Source organism: Burkholderia sp. USMB20, assembly GCF_000949135.2.
Lineage (GTDB): Bacteria > Pseudomonadota > Gammaproteobacteria > Burkholderiales > Burkholderiaceae > Burkholderia.
On the sequence record NZ_JTAN02000005.1, the window covers coordinates 213,250 to 233,633 of the forward strand.

Below are 20,384 nucleotides of genomic sequence, written 5' to 3' on the forward strand. Positions count from 1 at the left end.
CGCCGCCCGTCGCCCGGCCCGCGTCAGGCCAGCAGCTTGCGGTCGGTCTTGCCGTACTTGATCGACTTCTCGTCCGGGATCATCAGCCCCGTGTGCTCGTCGCGGCCCTGCAGCAGGAAGCGCGCGTCCGGCTTGCCGATCTGCTCGGCCGCGAGCTTGCTGTCCGCGCCAATCTCGCCCTTCTTCATCCGGTTGACGATCACGCCGGCCGCGGTGTCCTTGAAGTCGCGCAGCATCCACGCGTCGCCGTCGCTGTCGCCGAACACCAGCAGCGGGCCGTAGCCCTTCTTCGACGCGAGGACGTTGCGGATGCCCACCGTCTTGCCGGGCCCCCAGTTGAAATGCCAGCCGGCCGGATAGGTGCTCGTGTACTTGCCGTCCTGCATGTCGAGACGCAGGCCGATCACGTTCTCGGGCGGCACGCCGTAGCCATAGTTCGGATTGCCGGCGAATACGCGCACGACATCGTCGAGCGACGCGGTACTCACGTACACGTCGATGCCGTTCGCACGCAGCGTATGCATCACCGCGCGGATTTCCTCGTGAATGCGGATGCCGTGGAAATGCGTGTCGGCCACCACGCCGGCCTTGCCCGGCAGCGCCTTCGGGCTTTCGTAGCGGACCTTGCGCAGCGCGTCGCCGATCCCGTAGTTGTTCGACGCTTCCGCCATCGCCTGCAGCTCGGCGGTCGTCATGTTCTTGTAGAAATAGATGATCCACTTGTAGCCGACTTCGAGCGGATGCGTATCGCAGATCGCGTCGTACATGAAGTACAGCTTCGCGCGAAAATCCTTGAACTGGTCGGTCTCGCGAATCTCGTCGAGGCTCTTGTCGCCGCCGAAACCCTTGTAGTTCGCGTAGAGCCAGCGGTAGTCGGACTCGACGTCGGCGGCGAGATCCTCCATCGTCACCGGCTTGCCGTCGACGGTCGTGTAGTCCTTCATGAACGCGCCCTTCGGCACGTCCTTCCACATCACGCCGACGAACTCGTCCGGCGTCAGCTTGTACTGCAGATGGTTGATCTGGTACATCAGCAACGCTTCTTCGCAGTCGTTCATGATGCACGTGTTGTCCCAGTCGAACACCGCATACGGGCGGCGCTTCCCGTCGTAGCGCGCGCTCGCGACGCCGTGCTGGTCGAGTACCGCCTGCAGGCGCGCGGCGTTGAACGGCGACCAGCGGCCCGGGTCCAGCGCGTCCGGCGCGGTCGCGCTCTTCGCGCCGGCCATGCCGGCCTTGAGCATCAGCGGCGTCGCAGCGGTCGCCGCGGCCAGGGTGTTCATGAACTTGCGGCGTTGCATGGTCTGTCTCCGTAGGAAGGTCGAATCGGCTTCGGTCGCTGCCCCCGCGCGACGCGCGGCACACCGGCCCCGCGAAGCCGCGAAGGCTTCGAATCGGGGGCGAATGATGTGACGAAATTATTTCGGCAATTTGACAGCGTCGCGCCGCGACACGACAGGGAGTTGATCCAGCGCGACATGCCAGGCCCGCGCCGCGGCCTCGCGTGGCGCTCCCCGGCCGGCTGCCCCGCTCGGGATGCGTGCGCCCGACGGCCGTCCGCCCCGACCGCCGCAAACCTAGAGCTTCCCCTCCATTTCGGCCTTCATTAGGAGAAATCCTCACCTCCGCGCCACGTCGAACCCGCTATGATCCTTACATCGACCAATGACACATTAAATGCTGACTGAATAACCCGCCTCCGGATCACCGGCGGATGCATTCCTGATCAGCGCCCCAGCCTTGCACCGGACCCGCGTCGCGCCGACGCGCGAACGCGGGCCGACACACGGAGACGCATCATGACCGCCCACCATCCGCTGCCGGAAGTCCACCTCGACGAGCTGCCGCAATTCCGCGCGGTCCAGCAGCTTGCGTACCGCTGCGTCGAGACCGTCGGCGCGATGCTCTACCCCGGCATCACCGAGAAGGAAGCCGCGCGCCTGCTGACCGAATGGCTGCAGGACAACGGCGTGCACGACTGGCTGCACAAGCCGTTCGCGTGGTTCGGCGACCGCACCGCGTTCCAGGGCTTCTCGGGCCTGAAGCACATGGGCGGCTTCAACCTCGCGTTCTTCCCCAGCAACCGCCAGCTCGAAACCGACATGCCGGTGATCCTCGACGTCGCGCCCGTGCTCGACGGGATCGTCGCGGACGTCGGCTACGCGCACTGCCTCGGCCACAACCCGATCCTCGAACAGCTGCAGGACGACCTGATGGACCATCGCGACCTGATCGTGCAGCTCGTGAAGGCGCGCCGTCCGATGGCCGAAGTCGCGCAGGCGGTCGACGCGCTGTGCCGTCGCCAGGGCGTCGAGCCGCGCCACAAGGCCTATCCGTTCAAGGTGCTCGCGCATCGCGTCGCGAAGATCCACAAGCTGTCGAAGCCGCGCTTCGTCGCACGCTTCGGGCTGAACGCGACACGCAACCTGCTGCTCGACCAGGGCCGCGCAGCGAAGCAGCAGGGTTGGTCGCCGCTGTGGTCGATCGACCGCCGTTCCGAGCACGCGCCCGTGCCGGGCCTGTGGGCCGTGGAGCCGCATCTCGGCTTCGCCGGCGTCGGCGCGAAATTCGAGGAGCTGCTGGTGATCACCGACGACGATGCGTACTGGCTCGACGACGACCTGCCGCACGTGCGCCGCTGGCAGCGCCGCCAGGCCGAACGCGCGCCGGCCGTCGCGACCGTGCAGGCCGCCGCCTGACACGCACGCGTTGCGCCTTCCTCCCGAATCCCTGAACGACGGACTCACGATGCAGCCTCTTTCCGACGAAGCGCCGCTGGCCCTGTTCGAATCGGTCCACAGCGAAACGGCCGTCGCCTCCGGCGACCTGACGCTCGCGGTGCGAACCTGGGGCGACCCGGCCCGCTCACCGGTCGTGCTCGTACACGGCTACCCCGACGACAGCAGCGTCTGGCAGCAGGTCGCGCCGCTGCTCGCGCGCAGGCACTACGTGATCGCCTACGACGTGCGCGGCGCGGGCCTGTCCGGCGTGCCGAAGCGCACGGCCGACTATCACCTCGCGAAGCTGACCGACGACTTCGTCGCGGTGATCGACTCGCTCTGCCCCGGCCGCGCGGTGCACCTGATCGCGCACGACTGGGGTTCGATCCAGGGCTGGGAGTTCGTCACCGATCCGCGGCTCGCCGGCCGCATCGCGTCGTACACGTCGTGCTCGGGGCCGTGCCTCGATCACGTCGGCTTCTGGCTGCGCGAACGCGTGCTGCACCCGACGCCCTCGTCGCTCGGCAAACTCGGCGGCCAGCTCGTGCGCTCGTGGTACGTGTACCTGTTCCACCTGCCGTTCGTCCCTGAACTCGGCTGGCGACTGTGGCTGGGCCGCGCATGGCCGGGCCTGCTGCGCCGGATCGAGAAGACGCCGGCCGCGCCGCGCCCGACGCAGGCCGACGACGGCGCGCGCGGCGTGCGCCTCTATCGCGCGAACTTCATCCGCTGCCTGTTCGCGCCGCGCGAGCGCTACGCGCACGCACCGGTGCAGACGATCGTGCCGCTCGGCGACAAGTACGTGAGCCCGGCGCTGTCCGAGAACCTGTCGCGCTGGGTGCCGCAGTACTACCGCCGTGAAGTCGCGGCCGGCCACTGGCTGCCGCTCGCCGATCCCGCGCGCTTCGCGGGCCTCGCCGAGCAACTGATCGACGCGGTCGAATCGGGCGAGGAACCGCCCGCGCTCGCGAACGCACGCCGCCGCGCGAGCAGCGGCCGGTTCAGCGGCAAGGTCGCGGTCGTCACCGGCGCGGGCAGCGGCATCGGCCGCAGCGCGGCGCTCGCGTTCGCCCGCGAAGGCGCGACCGTCGTCGCGTGCGATATCGATCTCGCGAGCGCCGAGCGCACCGCGCTGCTGCTCGGGCTGACCGGCGCGCAGGCACACGCGAAACGCGTGGACGTCGGCGCCGCCGACGAGATGGAAGCGCTCGCGGCATGGGTCGGCAGCGAGCTCGGCGGCGCGGACATCGTGATCAACAACGCGGGCATCGGCATGGCCGGCGGCATCCTCGACACGAGCGAGCGGCACTGGGAGCGCATCCTGCACGTGAACCTGTGGGGCGTGATCCACGGCTCGCGGCTGTTCGCGCAGCAGATGGCCGCGCGCGGCGCGGGCGGCCACATCGTCAACACCGCGTCGGCCGCCGCGTTCGGGCCGTCGCGCGACCTGCCCGCTTACGCGACGACGAAGGCCGCCGTGCTGATGCTCAGCGAATGCATGCGCGCGGAACTGGCGGAAAAAGGCATCGGCGTGACGGCCGTGTGCCCGGGCTTCGCGGAAACCGGAATCATGGCGTCGACGCAATACGCGGGCGCCAACGCACAGGACGAAGCGCGGCTGCGCAAGCGCGCGACGAAGCTGTACCAGATGCGCGGCCTGAAGCCGGAAACCGTCGCGCAGGCGATGGTCGACGGCGTGCTGCGCAACCGGCCGGTCGTGGCGGTGGGCACCGAGGCGCACGCGCTGCGCTTCGTCGGCCGCTTCATGCCGTGGCTCGGCCGGATGCTGGCCCGCATCAGCATGGCATCGCATTGACGGCGCAGACCGCCGCACAGGAACGGAGACACAGATGACCGCTACCGCCGACTATCACAAGATCAAGGCCCGACACGTGAAGTTCGACTTCAGCGACACGCCGATCACCTGGGTGCCGAACGACCCGGGCAGCACGCACATCATCAACACGCTGAACCTGCTGTTCCCGGAAGGCGAGCTGTGGTTCTGCCGCGTGTACAACAAGGCGCTGCCGCACATCACCGATGCGCGCCTGCGCGACGAAGCCGAAGGCTTCCTGCGCCAGGAAGCGGTGCATTCGCGCTCGCACGGCGGCGTGCTCAAGCATTATTACGACCGGCACGGGATCGACACGAAGCCGTTCACGCAGAAGCTGAACTGGCTATTCACGCGCGTGCTGGGCGAAGCGCCGTTCGGGCTGAAGATCGGCCATACGCGCTTCTGGCTGCGCCAGCAGCTCGCGGTCATCGCGTCGCTCGAGCATTTCTTCGGCTACCTCGGCAATTGGGTGCTCAACGCGCACGGGCTCGACGAAGGCCGCGCCGACCCGACGATGGTCGACCTGCTGCGCTGGCACGGCGCGGAGGAAGTCGAGCACCGGACCGTCGCGTTCGACATCTACAACCACATGGGCGGCAACTACCCGGAGCGCTGCCTGCACATGGCGTTCGTGATCGTGCTGCTGCTCTACTTCATCACGAGCGGCGCGAAGTTCATGTACCGGCGCGATCCGGCCGCCGGCCGCTATCCGGGTTTCGTGCTCGCGTGGTGGAAGGGTTCGCGGCGCGGGCACCTGCCGTCGTTCTGGAAAGTGATCGGCGCGGCGCTGCGCTATTTCAAGCCGGGCTATACGCCGCACCACGAAGGCTCGACCGAGCAGGCGCTCGCGTATCTGGCGCGCTCGCCGGCCGCGCAGGCGGCCGCGCACGGCGGCAACTGGGGCACGACGAAGGGCGCGTGAGCCGGTTCGTCGACGGCTTCGTCACGGCGTCGGCGGGCGGCGTCCGCCGAAATGCGTACAATCGCGGCTTCATTTCCCGGAGGTGCCGCGATGGCCATGAAGAAAACCGATCTAGAAAAGAACAAGGCGCTCAAGCTGACGCACGCGATGAAGCAGTCGAGCTCCGCCCGTTTCGGCAAGGGCGCCGAGGACGCGGCGAAGCTCGATCGTCGCGCGCAGCGCAAGCTCGACCAGGAACAGGGCCTCGTGCCGTTCGCGTGCAAGCTCAACGCCGAACTCGTCGAACAGCTGAAGGCACGCGCCGCCACGCATCCGAACGGCATGACGGGCCTGCTGTCCGAACTGCTCGTCAACGGCCTCGCCCAGCGCGACGCGTGACGCGCCACGTTTCTCGAAAATAGTCGTTGACAACGCCGTACGACATCGACAAACTCGTTCGCATGCCTACGTTCAAGCTCATCGCCATCGCGAATCATTGCCCGGTGAACATTCGAAAGAATGGATCACGGGAGGCGCTTGTGCGTTAGCATCCGAGCAGTACCGCATGTCACACGAGGCCTCACCGGAAACGGATGAGGCCTTTTTGTTCTGGTGCGCGTCATCCGTCCGGCTCAACGAATGGAGAAGACGATGGACCAGGCAAGCCCGTTGTTACACCGTCCCGACTCGCGCCGCGCCGGCGCGATCGCGTTACCGACCGTCGTGATCCGTTTCGCGGTTGCGCCGCGCACGACGCTGACCTGGCGCGCGCCGGGCGATGCGGAAATTCGTGCGCACGGTGCGCCGCTGTGGATCACGCGGCCGCCGAGCGTCGACGACTACTGGGTGCAACCCGGCGACGTGCTGCGCATCGCGCGCGGCGATCGCATCTGGCTCGGCACCGATGACGACCGGCCGGCCGAAGCGTCGATCACGACGGCGTACGTGCGGCGCGGCGAACGGCTGAGACGCGCGCTCGCGCGAATGCAACGTTTGCTCGCCGGACGATGGCGAAGACGGGGGTGACGATGCGCGATTCCGTCGCGCGACGTGACACCGGAACGCGCGGAATCAACGCATCCGGAAACGGACGCACCCGCGGCGCCATGCGTCGCGGGTGCGCATCGAATGACGCGGCACGCGCGTGCGTGCCGCGAGCGATCGCGCGCCGTGCGCAACCCTTGCATGCATCGCGTGCATCAGGTGCTGGCGGCGAGACGCGGGCCCGTGCTGCGGGGAATGGCATCGAGGTCGGGGCGTTGCGCCGCCTGCGAGGTCACCCACGGGTCGATGCCTTGCTTTTGCACCTCCTCGAGAAATGACACCCGCGTACGCCAGTAATCCGCCTGTAATTTCGCATCGATGACGCGCTGTTCGGCTGCGAACAGTTCCATGCGCGCCGTCACGAGCATCGACGCAGCGGTTTTTTCCGGCGTGGGGGCGTGCCGCATCGCCCAACGGCTGATCCAGTTCAACATGCTCACCTCCGGGATGACGGACGAACCCGCATCGGGCAATCGCAACCGGTCGCGCCTGCCCGAATGCGCAACGACCGTCACCGCACTTCACCGCCTGCCCTGCACGGACTGCGACTCCCCCGCGTCGGCAACGACTGGCCGGCGTGTGTGTGCGGTGTATCTATCCTAGAAAGACTTGCCGGTTAACGCGATGACGTCTTGCAATCTTTTACACAGAAACCACAGTCGGGCCCGCGTCGCGAAATGACAGTTGCGGACGGAACGGGTTCGGCGCAGGATACCCCGATATCTGCAACCGCCTGGACTGATGAATGGCCGCTGCACGCCGCTGCGCACCCGCGCCGGTCATGCCGCGCGCGTTCGCGCATGCATTGCGACCGTCCTGCGTTCGGCCAGCATGCGGGTGCGCCATTGCAGTCGCATGTCATCACATGTCATCGCGCGGCGGCCGCGCGCCGCATGCCGGTCATGTCGTTGCGCCCGCATCGGCCGGCCCGGCCCGCCGCCCGTCATCGAATCGTTTCCATCGTTTCTGCCTGGCCGCGTCGTCCGAACCGGTAAAATGCGCGCCTTCCTCGCGCGGCCGGCCTGTCCGACCGTTCGCGCGAACGCGGCCGATCGTGCCCCGCAACTATATCGTCCGAGCTATCCGCGCTATTACAATCCGCCGATAGCGCGGCAATAGTGGCTGGTTACAGTAGGCCGGCCTCGCGCTGCCTTACAACAATTCGGCACGAACAACAAGCAACACGACAACCCGACCGGAGAAAACGCCTTCATGGAATCCATCAAGCGGTATTTCGGCTTCGCTGAAGCCGGCACCGACTTCCGCACCGAAATACTCGCGGGCGTCACCACGTTCCTGACGATGGCCTACATCATCTTCGTCAACCCCGCGATCCTCGGCGATGCCGGCATGCCGAAGGAATCCGTGTTCGTCGCGACCTGCCTCGTCGCGGCGCTGGCATCGATCATCATGGGGCTGTACGCGAACTATCCGATCGCGTGCGCGCCCGGCATGGGCCTGAACGCGTATTTCGCGTATACGGTCGTCAAGGGGATGGGCTTCACGTGGCAGGCCGCGCTCGGCGCGGTGTTCATCTCCGGCTGCCTGTTCCTGCTCGTCACGCTGTTCCGCGTGCGCGAGGCGATCGTCAACGGCATTCCGAAATCGCTGCGCATCTCGATCACCGCCGGCATCGGCCTGTTCCTCGGCATCATCTCGCTGAAGACCTCGGGCGTGATCGTCGGCAGCCCGGCCACGCTCGTCACGCTCGGCGACCTGCACAAGCCCACGACGATCCTCGCGATCATCGGCTTCTTCACGATCGTCACGCTCGACCACCTGCGCGTGCGCGGCGCGATCCTGATCGGCATCATCGGTGTCACCGTCCTGTCGTTCTTCTTCGGCGGCAATCAGTTCCACGGCGTGTTCTCCGCGCCGCCGTCGATCGACGCGACGCTGTTCAAGCTCGACATCGGCGCCGCGCTGTCGACCGGCATCATCAACGTGATCCTCGTGTTCTTCCTCGTCGAGCTGTTCGATGCGACCGGCACGCTGATGGGCGTCGCGAACCGCGCGGGCCTGCTCGTCGAAGGCAAGATGAACCGCCTGAACAAGGCGCTGCTCGCCGACAGCACCGCGATCGTCGCGGGCTCGGTGCTCGGCACGTCGTCGACCACCGCGTATATCGAAAGCGCATCGGGCGTGCAGGCCGGCGGCCGCACCGGCGTGACGGCGATCACCGTCGCCGTGCTGTTCCTCGCGTGCCTGTTCATCGCGCCGCTCGCCGGCGTCGTGCCGGGCTACGCAACGGCACCGGCACTGCTGTACGTGTCGTGCCTGATGCTGCGCGAGATGGTCGACGTGCCGTGGGACGACGCGACCGAAGCCGTGCCGGCCGCGCTGACCGCGCTGCTGATGCCGTTCACGTACTCGATCGCGAACGGCGTCGCATTCGGCTTCATCGCGTACGGCGGCCTGAAGCTGCTGACGGGCCAGGCCCGCACGGTCAAGCCGATCGTGTGGATCATCGCGGCCGTGTTCCTGTTCCGCTTCTTCTATCTCGGCAGCGAGTGACGCACGCGCATCGGTGCGCTGCATGATGAAAAGACGCCACCTTCAGGTGTAGTGCCGCCCGGTTCCTGTCGCGGAACCGAACGGCATGGCGAGAAGGACGGCCCCTGACGACCCGGTCGCATTTGCGGCCGGGTCGTTTCACATGGGCGCCCGCATGGTGCGGGCGACGTCAGGTCACGCGTCCGCCTGCCGGAGCACCCAGCGCGCGAAGGTCTGCAACGGCCCCTCGCCCAGTTCCAGCGCCTCCGGCAACACGAGACAGAAGCGCTTGACCACGCCCCGCCCGTCCGGCCAGGGCGCCGCGAGCAGCCCCTGCGCGATTTCGGCGTCGACATAGAGGCGCGGCACCAGCGCGACGCCGAGCCCGGCCAGCGCCGCGGCGATCAGCATCGAGTAAAGATCGTAGCGGGCGCCGGCGGCCGGATTGTTCACCGGCAACCCCGTCTCCTGCACGTAAGCCGACCACGCATCGGGCGTCTGGCGCTTGTGCAGGCGCGGCAGCGTGCCCAGCAAGGTGTCCGGCTGCCCGCCCGCGAGCAGCGACGGATGGCAGACCGGCACCAGCACCTCCTCGCACAACCGGTACGTATGCATGCCGGCCCAGGCCGGATGCTCGAAGTGAATCGCCGCGTCGAAGCCGCTGCCGGCCAGCACGAACGGCTCGGCGCGATCGGCGAAATGCACCGTGATGTTCGGATGCTGCGTCTGGAATCCCTTGAGCCGCGGAATCAGCCAGCGCGTCGCAAACGTCGGCGTCACGGCGATATCGACGCTGCCGCCGTCGCCGGGCTGCCCCATCATGTACTGGCTGTCGCGCTCGAGCCGGTCCAGCACTTCGCGAACCTGCGCCGCGTAGCGCGCGCCGTTCGGCGCCACCCGCACGCGGTTGCCGACCCGTTCGAACAGCGCGACGCCCAGGAACGTCTCCAGCCGGCCGATCTGCCGGCTGATCGCGCCTTCCGTCAACGCCAGCTCATCGGCGGCGCGCGCGAAGCTCCCATGCCGCGCCGCGGCCTCGAATGCCATCAATGCCGAATTGCTCGGAATCCTGCGTCGCGTCACGATTGCTCCCGGTCCGACCGCCGTCGGTCATGGCTTGATCAAATGTCATTGAATGGTGACGAATCATCGCTTTCTGACCATTCTTCCGCTCATTATCATGACAAAAACTCAACCCGTCGAGCCGGCCGATCGCTCCCGAAGGCCGCTCGCCACCCGTGGAGATGTCATGATCTATGCCGTTGAATGCAGCATCGCCGAGCCCGCCGTCGAAGCCGGGTGGAACGACTTCTACAGCCGCGTCAAACTGCCGGCGCTGATCTCGGTATCCGGCTTCCGCACGTCGCAACGCTTTCGCGCCCTCGGCGGCGACGGCCCCGTCTACCTCGCGCTGCACACGATCGACGGCCCGGACGTGCTGACGTCGGCCGAGTATCGCGACAAGGGCGGCGGCAATTTCGCGCGCTGGCAGCCGCATATCGTCGAATGGCGCCGTAACGTGTACGACAGCGCGGCACCCGCGCCGGCCGTCTCCGGCCATCAATCGCTGGCCGTTTGCGACGACGCCGCCCCGTTCGCGCGAGCAGGTATCGCAGCCACCGCCATGCATGCGGTTGCGCTGGACCGCCAGCCGGCCGCTCGCTGGCTGGCGGTCCTCGATCACGATCAGGCGCGGCTCGCGTCCGATGCGTCGGGCGCCGCGATCCGGTGCTATGCGCCGATGGGCGACCGGCTCGTCAGCGCGACGGCAACGTCGGCCGCACGCTGACGGGAGCCCGGCCATGCCCAGCGTCACGATTTTCATCCCCGAAACGAACATGCCGTCCAACGCGGCACTCGACGCACTGTCGTCGGCCTGCGAGACGCTCTGCATCGATGCGTTGCGCGCCGCACCCGGCACGATCCACGTCGCGTACGTGCCGATCCGGCTCGGCCGAGGACATCCGGTCAGCGCGGAGATCTGCTTTCGCATCGCGTCATTTCGTACCACTGAATTGATGGACCGGTTCATGGCCGAACTGGATCGCGAGATTCTCCGCCACACCGGATTCGTCGCACGCATCCGCTGCTTCGGTTACGACACCACCCACCTTCACGCCCGACATTGACCCCATGAGCGCACCCGTTCCACGCCCTTCTTTCCCGCGCCGTCAGGTCGGCGATTTCACGGTGACCGCGATCAGCGACGGCACGCTGACGGCCGGCCTCGATCTGCTGTCGAACATCGACGTCGACGACGCGGCCCGCATCATGCACCGGGCCGGCATGCACACGCCGTCGGCGGTCAACATCAACTGCTACGTGATACGCGGCAACGGCCGCACCGTGCTCGTCGACACCGGTGCCGGCGGCATCCGGAACTGGGGCGGCCTGCTGCGTCCGTCGCTGTCGCAAGCCGGCATCGATGCACGCGAGATCGACACGGTCCTGCTGACGCACGCGCATCCGGACCACATCGGCGGCCTGCTCGACGCAGACGGGCGCCCGGCCTTTCCGCAAGCGGAGGTGCTCATCGACGAACGGGAACGCATGTTCTGGCTGGACGACGATATGTACGAAAGGGCCAGCGAGCGCGCGCGCGTCAATGTCCGAATCGCGCGGCGCGCGTTCGACGCCTGCGCGGCGCAACTGCGCACCATCGCGGCAGGCGACGTGCTGCCCGGTATCGCCGCCGTGCCGCTGCCGGGGCACACGCCCGGCCACACCGGCTATCGCGTCGAATCGCAGGGCGAGCGCCTGCTGATCTGGGGCGATCTCGTGCATTTCGCGCCGATCCAGGTTGCTCGCCCAGACGTGTCGATCGCGTTCGATCACGATCCGTCGCAGGCATCGGCGACCCGCGCGGCCACGCTCGCCGAAGTCGCTTCGGATCGCTTGCTGATTGCCGGCATGCACCTCGCCGACGCAGGCTTCGCACGCATCGCGCGCACGCACGACGCAACGAGCGGCGCGTATGCGCTGATCGGCGCAGATTGAGCGAAACGGGATCAAGCGAAACGGAACGCGGGCACGCCATCGCGCCGCACGATGCCCGGACCGTGCAGCGCATCGTCCCGCACAAGCGATCGGTCTACCGGACGAGCCAGCGCCGATATGACACGGGCGCCGGTATCCGGCGCCCGCTCCGTCGCTGCCCGGTCGTCCGGCTCAGCGCCAGTTCGCTTCGTAGAAGCGCACGTAGCCGCTGCGCAGCGTCACGCATTGCGCGCGCGTCTCGGACAGCAACCGCCGTGCGGCTGCCTCGATCCGCTCGCGGTGCTGATCGTACGCACCGACCATGTCCTCGAAGCGCGGCGATGCCGCACCGAAATGATCCTCCAGCGCCTCGGCGGTGATCTGACATTGGACGCGCTCGCCATTGACCAGCGCCGTGAAACCAAGCATCAGGTCGCGCCCCGAATATTCGGGCTTCTCATTCGTGAAATGGATCTGCATGGGAGCCGCCTCGACCGGTAGAAAGCAAATGACCGCGTCCGTCGTCCGCTACCGGCCGGACGAAAATTTACGCGGGCTCGCCGGCAGAGGCACGATCCACGGGGGTATGGCGCGGACTAATGCATGCCGGTTGCATTCCACTTTAGACGGTTTCGCGCAGGAGGCAAAATTTGCGATGTGCGTCGTTCCGACGCGCGTTTCCTCTGACCAGCGCGACATCCGGCACCGTTTTGCCGAACGGCGTCAGTGAGGATCGGTAGGCCAGACGTTCAGCGCGATCGCGGCGGTCGTGGCGCCCGCCGCAATCGCGGCCGCTCCGTATTGCACCGCGTCGCTCAGGTCGAACAGCAGACCGTGGATCGCCACGGCGATGCCGCCCAGCATGATGAAAGTGGCGATGGCCGCCAGCACGACTCTCAGTTCCGTCCGAACCATGATGCGTCTCCCGAACGGATGCATGTCGCGTCGCATGCATGTTGCGATGCGGAACACGGCGCGTGCGTGTTCCATTTCCATCATTGCAGGCGGGCGCTTAAAAGCAAGGGGTTTTTGTACGCAGTCGCACAACGTGCGCGGCGCTTGTATGATGAGGCGATATCGACGGCGGCGGCCCGGGTGGCGGATGGTGCGGTGCAGGGCGTCAAGGGGTTCGACTGCGAAGCGGGGGCCTCGGAACGCGCTGATGTGCGGATTCGGGTTGACCGCGAAGCATGGGACCAGAGTAAGCGCTAAAGCGCTAACTCTGGTCGACAGGAGACAAGACATGCCTCAATCTTTCGTGCTGCCCGCCACCGCGGGCCGCACCGACCTGCTCGCGCAGGCGCATGCCCGTTCGACCGCGGTCGGCCTGCGCGCGAACGAGCGCCCCGATTTCTCGCCGCTGTCGCGGCTCGCACTGCGCGAACTGCTCGACACGAACCACGCACTGTTCGCGCACGCGCGCCCGGTGATGGAAAACCTCCACGCGCAAATCGCCGACACGCAAAGCCTCGTGCTGCTCACCGATGCCGACGGCGTGATCCTGCACAGCATCGGCGACGCGGACTTCATCGAGAAGGCGAACCGCGTCGCGCTGTGCACCGGCGTGTCATGGGCCGAAGGCGCACGCGGCACCAACGCGATCGGCACCGCGCTCGCATCGGGCCAGGCGGTCGCCGTGCACGGCTCGGAACACTTCCTGCGCGCGAACCATATCCTCACCTGCTCGTGCGCGCCGATCATCGATCCGTTCGGCCGTACCCTCGGCACGCTCGACGTGAGCGGCGACCCGCGCGGCTTCAGCCCCCATACGCTCGCGCTGGTGCGGATGTCCGCGCAGCTGATCGAGAACCATCTGTTCGCGAACCAGTGCGCGGAAGCGCTGCGGCTGCGCTTCCACGCCCACGAGGATTGCGTCGACTCGCTGTTCGCCGGGCTCGTCGCGTTCGGCCCTGACGGCGGGCTGATCGCCGCGAACCGGAGCGCGCAATTCCAGCTCGGCGCGACGTTCGATGCATTGCAGCATCAAGGCTGCGACGCGCTGTTCGGCATGCACTTCGGCCAGCTCGCGCAGCACGCAGCACGCGCGGCCGGCGCACCGTTCCGCCTCACGCTGTCGACCGGCGTGCGCGTGCTCGCCCGCTGCGAATTCGCGGAAGCTCACAAGACGGCCGTCGCCGTCACGCCGCCCGCCCCCGCCGTGCGCACGCGGGCGCCGGACCCCGACGCGATCACGTTCGCGACGCTCGACACCGGCGATGCGCGGATGGCCGCCGTGCTCGAACGCGTCGCGAAGATCCGCGGACGCGACCTGCCGTTGCTGATCCTCGGCCAGACCGGCACCGGCAAGGAATGGCTCGCGCGTGCGCTGCACCAGGCATCGCCGCGCGCGGACGGCCCGTTCGTCGCGGTCAACTGCGCGGCGCTGCCGGATTCGCTGATCGAGGCCGAACTGTTCGGCTACGAGGACGGTGCGTTCACCGGCGCGCGCAAGCGCGGCAGCCCCGGCAAGATCGTGCAGGCCGACGGCGGCACGCTGTTTCTCGACGAAATCGGCGACATGCCGCTCGCGCAGCAGGTCAGGCTGATGCGCGTGCTGCAGGAGCGCGCGGTGATGCCGCTCGGCGGCGCACGCGCGGTGCCGGTCGACGTGCGCGTGGTCTGCGCGACCCACCGCGACCTGCGCGCGATGATCGCCGCAGGCACGTTCCGCGAAGACCTGTTCTACCGGATCAACGGGCTCGCGGTCACGCTGCCGCCGCTCGCCGCGCGCACCGACCTGCCCGCGCTGGTCGAGCGGATCCTCGCGCGGCTGGCGCGCAGCGAGCCGATGCCGGGCCGCCTCGCGGCCGACGTGCTCGACGCGTTCATGCGGCACCGCTGGCCCGGCAACCTGCGGCAAATGACCAACGTGCTGCGCACGGCCGGCATGCTCGCCGAAGACGAAGCCGAAATCACGCTCGCGCACCTGCCCGACGATTTCTGGCTCGACTGCGACGACGCACCCGCGGCGCAAGCCGCACCGGCCGACGTGCGCGAAGCGACGACGCTGCAGAGCCACCAGGCCGCGGTGATCGATGCCGTGCTCGCACGGCACGGCGGCAACGTATCGGCCGCCGCGCGGGAGCTCGGGCTCGCGCGCAATACCGTGTACCGCTACCTGCGCCGGCACTGACACGTTCCGGGCCGGTTGCCCGCCCGACGGGCGCCGGCCGCAGGCGGCTTCGGGTATGCTTGGCGCTTGCGTTGCCTTCCGGCATCGCGCTGCCTTGCCTCGCTTCGCTGCCGATTCGCCGCCCGCTTTCACCCATGACCGATCCCGACCACCCGCCTGTCGTGCGCATCGAGCCGCTTGGCGCGACGTTCGACGCGCCCGATTCGCTGACGCTGCTCGAGGCCGCCGCGTTCGCGCACGTCAGGCTGCCGCGCTCGTGCCGCAACGGTACGTGCCGAAGCTGCCTGTGCAGGATCGTCAGCGGCAGCGTACGCTATACGATCGAATGGCCCGGTCTGAGCCGCGAGGAGAAGGCCGACGGCTATACGCTGCCGTGCGTGGCCGTCGCGACTTCGGATGTCGTGCTCGACGTGCCCGACGCGGTCATGATCGACTGAACGCGGCGCGCTGCCGCGCGCCGTCCCGCAACGATGATGCCTGCCTGGAGAAGATGATGACCCAGTCCACCGATCGCATCGAGAAGCAAGCCTTGCTCGCCGCGCCGCTGGCGCGCGTCTGGGAAGCCGTCAGCAATGCCGGCGAATTCGGCATCTGGTTCGGCGTGTCGTTCGACGGGCCGTTCGTGCCCGACCAGCCGCTGTTCGGCCGCATCACGCCGACGCGCGTCGACGACGACATCGCCAAGGCACAGGAGCCGTATGCGGGCACTGTGTTCGAAATCGTCGTCGATCGCGTCGAGCCGAAACAACTGTTCTCCTTTCGCTGGCATCCGTTCGCGATCGACCCGAACTTCGATTACACGTCCGAGCCGATGACGCTCGTCACGTTCGCGCTCGCGGAAAAGGACGGCGGCACGCTGCTGACGGTCACCGAGACGGGTTTCGACCAGCTGATCGAAGCGCGCCGTGCGAAGGCGCGCGAGATGAACGATCACGGCTGGGCCGCGCAGATGATGCTGATCACGAAATATCTGGCGAAGCACGCGTGAGCGCGGCGCGCGTCATTCCCGGTATCCACGTGCCCGCATGCCCTAGCCGCGGGTGCATGGCATAATCCGCTCCATCGTTACCCTACGCCGCCCCGCGCATCGCATGCTGAGTCGTCGTTTCCGGAAGATCGTCAGTCTGATCGGGATGCTTGCCATCCTGATGACGGCGCTCGCGCCGACGATCTCGCAGGCGCTGACGACGCAAGGCCGCGTCGACGCACTGCTTGCCGGCCACTGCACGGCCGCGCCAGCTGACGGCGGCCACGCCGGCGATGCGTCGTCGAAAAGCCTGCAGGCGCATCTGCAGGCCTGCGGCTATTGCAGCCTGCTCGCCCATACGCCGGCCCTGCCCGCGCCCGAACTGACGTTCGCGGCCAACGTCCACCCGCTCCAGCACCGCGAAGCAACCCGCTTCGAAAGCCTGCGCCGCGCGCTGCCGCTCACGGCCGCGCAGCCGCGCGCCCCGCCGCTCGCGTCCTGATTCGTCGTCACCGCGCGTGATGCCGCAGCGCATCGCGCCGTCCGCACGCGTCCGCGCGTGCATGCCGTGTCACGTTTCGAAGGACGATCATGTTCGACCGTATTGCTCGCGGCGCCGTGCCGTGCGTGCGCTCGTCCGCTTCAGGCCGTTGCGCGCGCGCGAACGCGCGTCCGCGTGCCGAATTCGAATACATCGTTTTCCTTATCATTTCCAACCGGATCATCCCGTCATGAAAACCACTGCATTCCTCCGCGGCGCACTCGTCGCTCTCGGCTTCGTCGTCGCCCAGGCCGCACACGCGCACGCGCACCCGAAAACCCTGGAACCGGCCGCCGACGCCACGCTGTCGAGCGCGCCGCACGCGGTCACGATCGACTTCAGCGAAACGCTCGAACCCGCATTCAGTTCGATCGCCGTCACCGACAGCCACGGCCAGTCGGTCGCCGACGGGAAATCCGCGGTCGACGCCGGCAACCGGAAGCGGATGCATGTCGCACTGGCGAACCTGACGCCCGGCACGTACACGGTCGCCTGGGTTGCGGTGGCGAGCGACGGCCATCGCACGCAGGGCCGCTACGCGTTCACGCTGAAGTAACGCACACGCTGCCCGCTTCCGTACTCGATCAGGAACACCAACAATGAAACGCTCGATTCCGACCAGCCTGCTGTTCGCACTGCTGGCGCTGCAGGCGCCCGCCACGTTCGCCGCGTCGGCCGTCCAGGCCGATGCATGCTGGATCCGCACGATGCCGGCGACGGTGCCGTCATCCGGCTATTTCACGCTGAAGAACGACGGCGACAAGCCCGTCACGCTCACGGGCATCGATACGCCCGCGTTCGGGATGGCGATGATGCACGAAACGCAGACGGCCGGCAGCACCGCGAAGATGGTTCACGTCGAAGCGGTCGACGTGCCCGCGCACGGCACGGTGACGTTCAGGCCGAAGGGCTATCACGTGATGCTGGAGGAGCCGCGCCAGCCCGTCGCGCCCGGCGCGAAGGTGCCGTTGCGGCTGCATTTCGCCGACGGCGCGACGGCGTCCGTGACCTGCGACGCGAAGGCGCCGTCCTACACCGGCCAGTAACGCCGCCTGCGCAACGACCGAAGGAGATGCACATGAGCAAGGAACGCCTGCCGCTGGCCAACCTGATCGTCCGCTACCGGACGCCGTTGAATGTCGCCGTGCTGATCGTCTGCGGGTTATGGGCGGGGTGGATCGCCTGGATGACGCGGCCGTCCGCGATCGATTCGCCGTCGTCGATCGCCGCCTACTGCGTGCGCGACGCGCGTTGACGCCGTGTGTCGGGGTGAACCGCGCCGCCGTGGCATCATGCACGGATTCACCCCGACCGCAGAACCCGCCTTTCGGAGCGCCGCATGTCCATTCAGACCTGGCTGCTGTTTGCCGCAGCCTATCTCGCCACCACGCTGTCGCCGGGCCCCAACGTGCTGCTCGTCATCCGCAACACGGTGCGCTACGGCTCGCGCGGCACCGCCGCGACGATCGCGGGCAACCTCGTCGCGCAAGGCGCGGTGGTCATGCTCGTCGCGTTCGGCGTCGGCGCCGTGCTGGCCGAGATGCCGCCGCTGTTCATCGCGATGAAGGTCGTCGGCGCCGCGTATCTGATCTATCTGGGCATCCGGCAACTGCGCGGCGGGCTCACCCCCCGTTCGCCGGACGGCGAGGCCGCGATCGTCGAGCCCGACCGCAGGAAACTGTTCCGCGAAGCGCTGTTCGTGTCGGGCAGCAATCCGAAAACGATGATCTTCCTGTCGGCATTCATGCCGCAGTTCATCGCGCACGATCGCCCGCTCGCGATGCAGTTCGTCGCGATGTATGCGACGATCGCCTGCACCGTCGTCATCGTGCACAGCGTCTATTCGTTCGGCGTGCGCCGGCTCCATCGCGGCCTCGGCATCAGCCCGTGGGTACGCGCGGCCAAGCGCGCGAGCGGGCTGCTGTTCGTCGGGCTCGGGATCAAGCTGCTGACCGCGCGGCAGGCGTAAGCATCCGCACGGCGACGGCCCGCGCCGCGGCGCGGGCGGAATCGTCAGTCCTTCGATGCGGCCAGCGCTGCCGCAATCTCGCCGAACGACGGCCGCGCGTCGATATCCTCGTTCAGGCACGCGGCCGCCAGCGCGTCGAGTGCGTGCGAGTCTTCCCACGCACGCGGCTCGCAGCGCGCCAGCAACTCGCCGAGCAGATGACCGAACGCCCTGACCTCCAGCCGTTCGAGCCGCGCCGCGCGCTCGCGGTCGTTCACGTCGTAGACCGACGCCGCGCCGAAATCGCCGAGCAGCGCGCCGCCGTTGCCGTCGTGCAGGATGTTGTGCGCGTACAGGTCGCCGTGCATGATGCCGCGCGCGTGCAGATGCGCGGCGACCGACGCGATGCCGAGCGCGATCCGCGACGCGTCGGCCGGCGCGAATCGCGCGTCGGCCGCATACACGTCGCGCGTGCAGGACGCGAAGCTCGGCGGCCCGGCGAGGCTGGTCAGCGCCGGATCGACCAGTTCCATCACGAGGCCGTGCGTGCCGTCCGGATGACCGCGCACCTTGCCGATCACCGGAATCATGTTCGGATGGCGCCCGGCGTGCAGGCAGGCGGCCATTTCGCAATCGGGCAGGCCGTCGCTCGTCACCGCGCCCTTGAACAGCTTGACCGCGACCGCGCGCGGCGCGGCGCCGTCCACACGCCATTGCGCGCGGTAGATTACGCCCGACGCGCCTTCGCCGAGCTTCTCGTCGCAGGTCAGCGACGTCCAGTCGATATCCGCGACGCCCGGCTCGGCCGACGCCGCGGCTTCCGGCGCGGCGCCGAACGGATTGCCCGCCGACGCGAGCCACGCGAGGCGCGGCAGGCGCAACAGCCAGTCCGGCAGCGCGTCGAGCCGGTTCGCCGACAGCCGCACCAGCTCCAGCGCACGGCAGGCGGCCATTTCGGGCGGCAACGCACGCAACCGGTTGCCCGCGAGCATCAGCTTCTGCAGGCGCGCGCAGTTGCCGATCTCGGCGGGCAGCGCGTCGATTGCGTTGTCGGTCAGGATCAGCCAGCGCAGTGCGCGCGGCAGCGAATCGCGCGGCACCGTGCGGATCCGGTTCGCCTTGAAGCCGATCATGTCGAGCTGCGCGCACGTGCCGAGCACTTCAGGAAATTCGGTGAAGCGATTGCCGGACGCGAACAGGATGCGCAGGCGATGCAGCCGCGACAGGTCGTCCGGCAGCGCGGACAGCGCATTGCCGGACAGGTCGAGCACTTCGAGCGTGTCCGCCAGATCGAAGATCTCGCGCGGAAATTCGGTCAGCCCGCACGCGAGCTTCAGTTGCCGGGCGCCCGACAGCTGGCCGGCCTGCAGTTGTTCGAGGGTCGTCGTCACGGGGAGAAAACGGGTTGCGGTTGCGAGGATCGTCGGATCGATCCGGCGAATTTTACCGGGTTCCCCCTCGCCTGCCCCGCGATCGCGTCACACCCCCTTCACAAACGCGCAATGTGGCGCTAGAATTGCGCCCCTTGCAGTACTGAAGTGCCGACGTGGTGAAATTGGTAGACACGCTATCTTGAGGGGGTAGTGGCGAAAGCTGTGCGAGTTCGAGTCTCGCCGTCGGCACCAGAACACGGTTGCTCCGTGTTTCGGGAACGTTAAAAGAACCGCGACAGCGCAAGGCTTCGCGGTTTTTTTTATTGCATCGGCAAGCCGGGCCGATGCGTGGACCGGCGCGTCATCGAAGAACGAGACGCGGCTGCCGGCCGGCGTCGCGCCATCGATGCGCGAAGCGGCGGCCCGGACACGCAATGTGCGCCCGCCGACACGG

General features: G+C 67.8%; 23 protein-coding genes and 1 tRNA gene. 18 read left to right on the forward strand and 6 right to left on the reverse strand.

The genetic code is table 11. The annotated features are described in order from the left end of the window. Window positions 1–23: 23 nt before the first annotated feature. Window positions 24–1,301 (reverse strand): haloacid dehalogenase-like hydrolase, encoded by a 1,278-nt coding sequence (locus PL79_RS08805; RefSeq protein ID WP_044846880.1) that lies wholly within the window; start codon window positions 1,299–1,301, stop codon window positions 24–26. Between the two features lie 498 nt (window positions 1,302–1,799). On the opposite strand from PL79_RS08805, the gene PL79_RS08810 reads away from it, so the two are divergent. The 5 genes from PL79_RS08810 to PL79_RS08830 all read left to right on the forward strand — a co-directional run bounded on the left by PL79_RS08810 (window position 1,800) and on the right by PL79_RS08830 (window position 6,481). After that, complete coding sequence (locus PL79_RS08810) at window positions 1,800–2,699, forward strand: M24 family metallopeptidase (protein WP_044846879.1); 900 nt, start codon at window positions 1,800–1,802, stop codon at window positions 2,697–2,699. Between the two features lie 49 nt (window positions 2,700–2,748). Then, a complete protein-coding gene (locus tag PL79_RS08815; RefSeq protein ID WP_044846878.1) occupies window positions 2,749–4,536 on the forward strand; it encodes an SDR family oxidoreductase in 1,788 nt (595 codons plus the stop codon). A gap of 34 nt (window positions 4,537–4,570) precedes the next feature. Beyond that, a complete protein-coding gene (locus PL79_RS08820; protein ID WP_044846877.1) occupies window positions 4,571–5,476 on the forward strand; it encodes a metal-dependent hydrolase in 906 nt (301 codons plus the stop codon). 90 nt (window positions 5,477–5,566) lie between these two features. Continuing rightward, window positions 5,567–5,854: a hypothetical protein gene (locus PL79_RS08825; protein ID WP_044846876.1), complete on the forward strand. Its 288-nt coding sequence runs from the start codon at window positions 5,567–5,569 to the stop codon at window positions 5,852–5,854. Between the two features lie 252 nt (window positions 5,855–6,106). Beyond that, window positions 6,107–6,481, forward strand: coding sequence for a DUF2917 domain-containing protein (locus PL79_RS08830; RefSeq protein ID WP_044846909.1), 375 nt, complete (start codon window positions 6,107–6,109; stop codon window positions 6,479–6,481). A gap of 173 nt (window positions 6,482–6,654) precedes the next feature. Here the strand turns inward: PL79_RS08830 and PL79_RS08835 are convergent, their stop codons facing one another. Then, window positions 6,655–6,933: a hypothetical protein gene (locus tag PL79_RS08835; protein WP_044846875.1), complete on the reverse strand. Its 279-nt coding sequence runs from the start codon at window positions 6,931–6,933 to the stop codon at window positions 6,655–6,657. Between the two features lie 778 nt (window positions 6,934–7,711). On the opposite strand from PL79_RS08835, the gene PL79_RS08845 reads away from it, so the two are divergent. Continuing rightward, window positions 7,712–9,013: an NCS2 family permease gene (locus PL79_RS08845; protein WP_044846874.1), complete on the forward strand. Its 1,302-nt coding sequence runs from the start codon at window positions 7,712–7,714 to the stop codon at window positions 9,011–9,013. A gap of 174 nt (window positions 9,014–9,187) precedes the next feature. Here PL79_RS08845 and PL79_RS08850 read toward each other — a convergent pair whose 3' ends face one another. Further along, the gene (locus PL79_RS08850) at window positions 9,188–10,039 is read right to left on the reverse strand and encodes a LysR substrate-binding domain-containing protein (protein WP_044846873.1); all 852 of its coding nucleotides are present in this window, start codon (window positions 10,037–10,039) and stop codon (window positions 9,188–9,190) included. 202 nt (window positions 10,040–10,241) lie between these two features. Here PL79_RS08850 and PL79_RS08855 point away from each other — a divergent pair, with 202 nt between their 5' ends. Genes PL79_RS08855 through PL79_RS08865 form a run of 3 tightly spaced genes read left to right on the forward strand, consistent with a single transcriptional unit; the run spans window position 10,242 to window position 11,989 of the window. Then, window positions 10,242–10,781 (forward strand): hypothetical protein, encoded by a 540-nt coding sequence (locus PL79_RS08855; RefSeq protein WP_044846872.1) that lies wholly within the window; start codon window positions 10,242–10,244, stop codon window positions 10,779–10,781. 49 nt (window positions 10,782–10,830) lie between these two features. Further along, window positions 10,831–11,121: a hypothetical protein gene (locus PL79_RS08860; RefSeq protein WP_235879235.1), complete on the forward strand. Its 291-nt coding sequence runs from the start codon at window positions 10,831–10,833 to the stop codon at window positions 11,119–11,121. A gap of 4 nt (window positions 11,122–11,125) precedes the next feature. Further along, complete coding sequence (locus PL79_RS08865) at window positions 11,126–11,989, forward strand: MBL fold metallo-hydrolase (RefSeq protein WP_044846870.1); 864 nt, start codon at window positions 11,126–11,128, stop codon at window positions 11,987–11,989. Window positions 11,990–12,160: 171 nt separating this feature from the next. Here PL79_RS08865 and PL79_RS08870 read toward each other — a convergent pair whose 3' ends face one another. Further along, entirely contained in the window at window positions 12,161–12,448 is a 288-nt protein-coding gene (locus PL79_RS08870) for a DUF1488 domain-containing protein (RefSeq protein WP_014898618.1), read from the reverse strand. A 243-nt stretch (window positions 12,449–12,691) separates the two neighbouring features. Further along, window positions 12,692–12,967 carry a DUF2964 family protein gene (locus PL79_RS08875; protein ID WP_235879236.1) on the reverse strand — a complete coding sequence of 92 codons (276 nt, stop codon included), beginning with the start codon at window positions 12,965–12,967 and terminating at the stop codon, window positions 12,692–12,694. A 244-nt stretch (window positions 12,968–13,211) separates the two neighbouring features. On the opposite strand from PL79_RS08875, the gene PL79_RS08880 reads away from it, so the two are divergent. The 8 genes from PL79_RS08880 to PL79_RS08910 all read left to right on the forward strand — a co-directional run bounded on the left by PL79_RS08880 (window position 13,212) and on the right by PL79_RS08910 (window position 18,578). Beyond that, the gene (locus PL79_RS08880) at window positions 13,212–15,101 is read left to right on the forward strand and encodes a sigma-54-dependent Fis family transcriptional regulator (protein ID WP_044846869.1); all 1,890 of its coding nucleotides are present in this window, start codon (window positions 13,212–13,214) and stop codon (window positions 15,099–15,101) included. A gap of 134 nt (window positions 15,102–15,235) precedes the next feature. After that, window positions 15,236–15,538: a 2Fe-2S iron-sulfur cluster-binding protein gene (locus PL79_RS08885; protein WP_044846868.1), complete on the forward strand. Its 303-nt coding sequence runs from the start codon at window positions 15,236–15,238 to the stop codon at window positions 15,536–15,538. A gap of 56 nt (window positions 15,539–15,594) precedes the next feature. Beyond that, a complete protein-coding gene (locus PL79_RS08890; protein WP_044846907.1) occupies window positions 15,595–16,089 on the forward strand; it encodes an SRPBCC family protein in 495 nt (164 codons plus the stop codon). Window positions 16,090–16,192: 103 nt separating this feature from the next. Then, window positions 16,193–16,570, forward strand: a complete 378-nt coding sequence (locus PL79_RS08895; RefSeq protein WP_044846867.1) for a DUF2946 domain-containing protein — start codon at window positions 16,193–16,195, stop codon at window positions 16,568–16,570. 229 nt (window positions 16,571–16,799) lie between these two features. Continuing rightward, window positions 16,800–17,165: a copper homeostasis periplasmic binding protein CopC gene (gene copC / locus PL79_RS08900; RefSeq protein ID WP_044846865.1), complete on the forward strand. Its 366-nt coding sequence runs from the start codon at window positions 16,800–16,802 to the stop codon at window positions 17,163–17,165. A 43-nt stretch (window positions 17,166–17,208) separates the two neighbouring features. Continuing rightward, the gene (locus tag PL79_RS08905) at window positions 17,209–17,655 is read left to right on the forward strand and encodes a copper chaperone PCu(A)C (RefSeq protein WP_044846864.1); all 447 of its coding nucleotides are present in this window, start codon (window positions 17,209–17,211) and stop codon (window positions 17,653–17,655) included. A gap of 32 nt (window positions 17,656–17,687) precedes the next feature. Next, window positions 17,688–17,864: a hypothetical protein gene (locus PL79_RS36095; RefSeq protein WP_185733800.1), complete on the forward strand. Its 177-nt coding sequence runs from the start codon at window positions 17,688–17,690 to the stop codon at window positions 17,862–17,864. A gap of 84 nt (window positions 17,865–17,948) precedes the next feature. After that, on the forward strand, window positions 17,949–18,578 hold the full coding sequence (locus PL79_RS08910) for a LysE family translocator (protein WP_044846862.1): 630 nt from the start codon (window positions 17,949–17,951) through the stop codon (window positions 18,576–18,578). Window positions 18,579–18,622: 44 nt separating this feature from the next. On the opposite strand, the gene PL79_RS08915 is transcribed toward PL79_RS08910, so the two are convergent. Further along, on the reverse strand, window positions 18,623–19,948 hold the full coding sequence (locus tag PL79_RS08915) for a leucine-rich repeat-containing protein kinase family protein (protein WP_044846861.1): 1,326 nt from the start codon (window positions 19,946–19,948) through the stop codon (window positions 18,623–18,625). A gap of 149 nt (window positions 19,949–20,097) precedes the next feature. Here PL79_RS08915 and PL79_RS08920 point away from each other — a divergent pair. Further along, window positions 20,098–20,182: transfer RNA gene (locus PL79_RS08920), tRNA-Leu, on the forward strand. Window positions 20,183–20,384 lie beyond the last annotated feature (202 nt).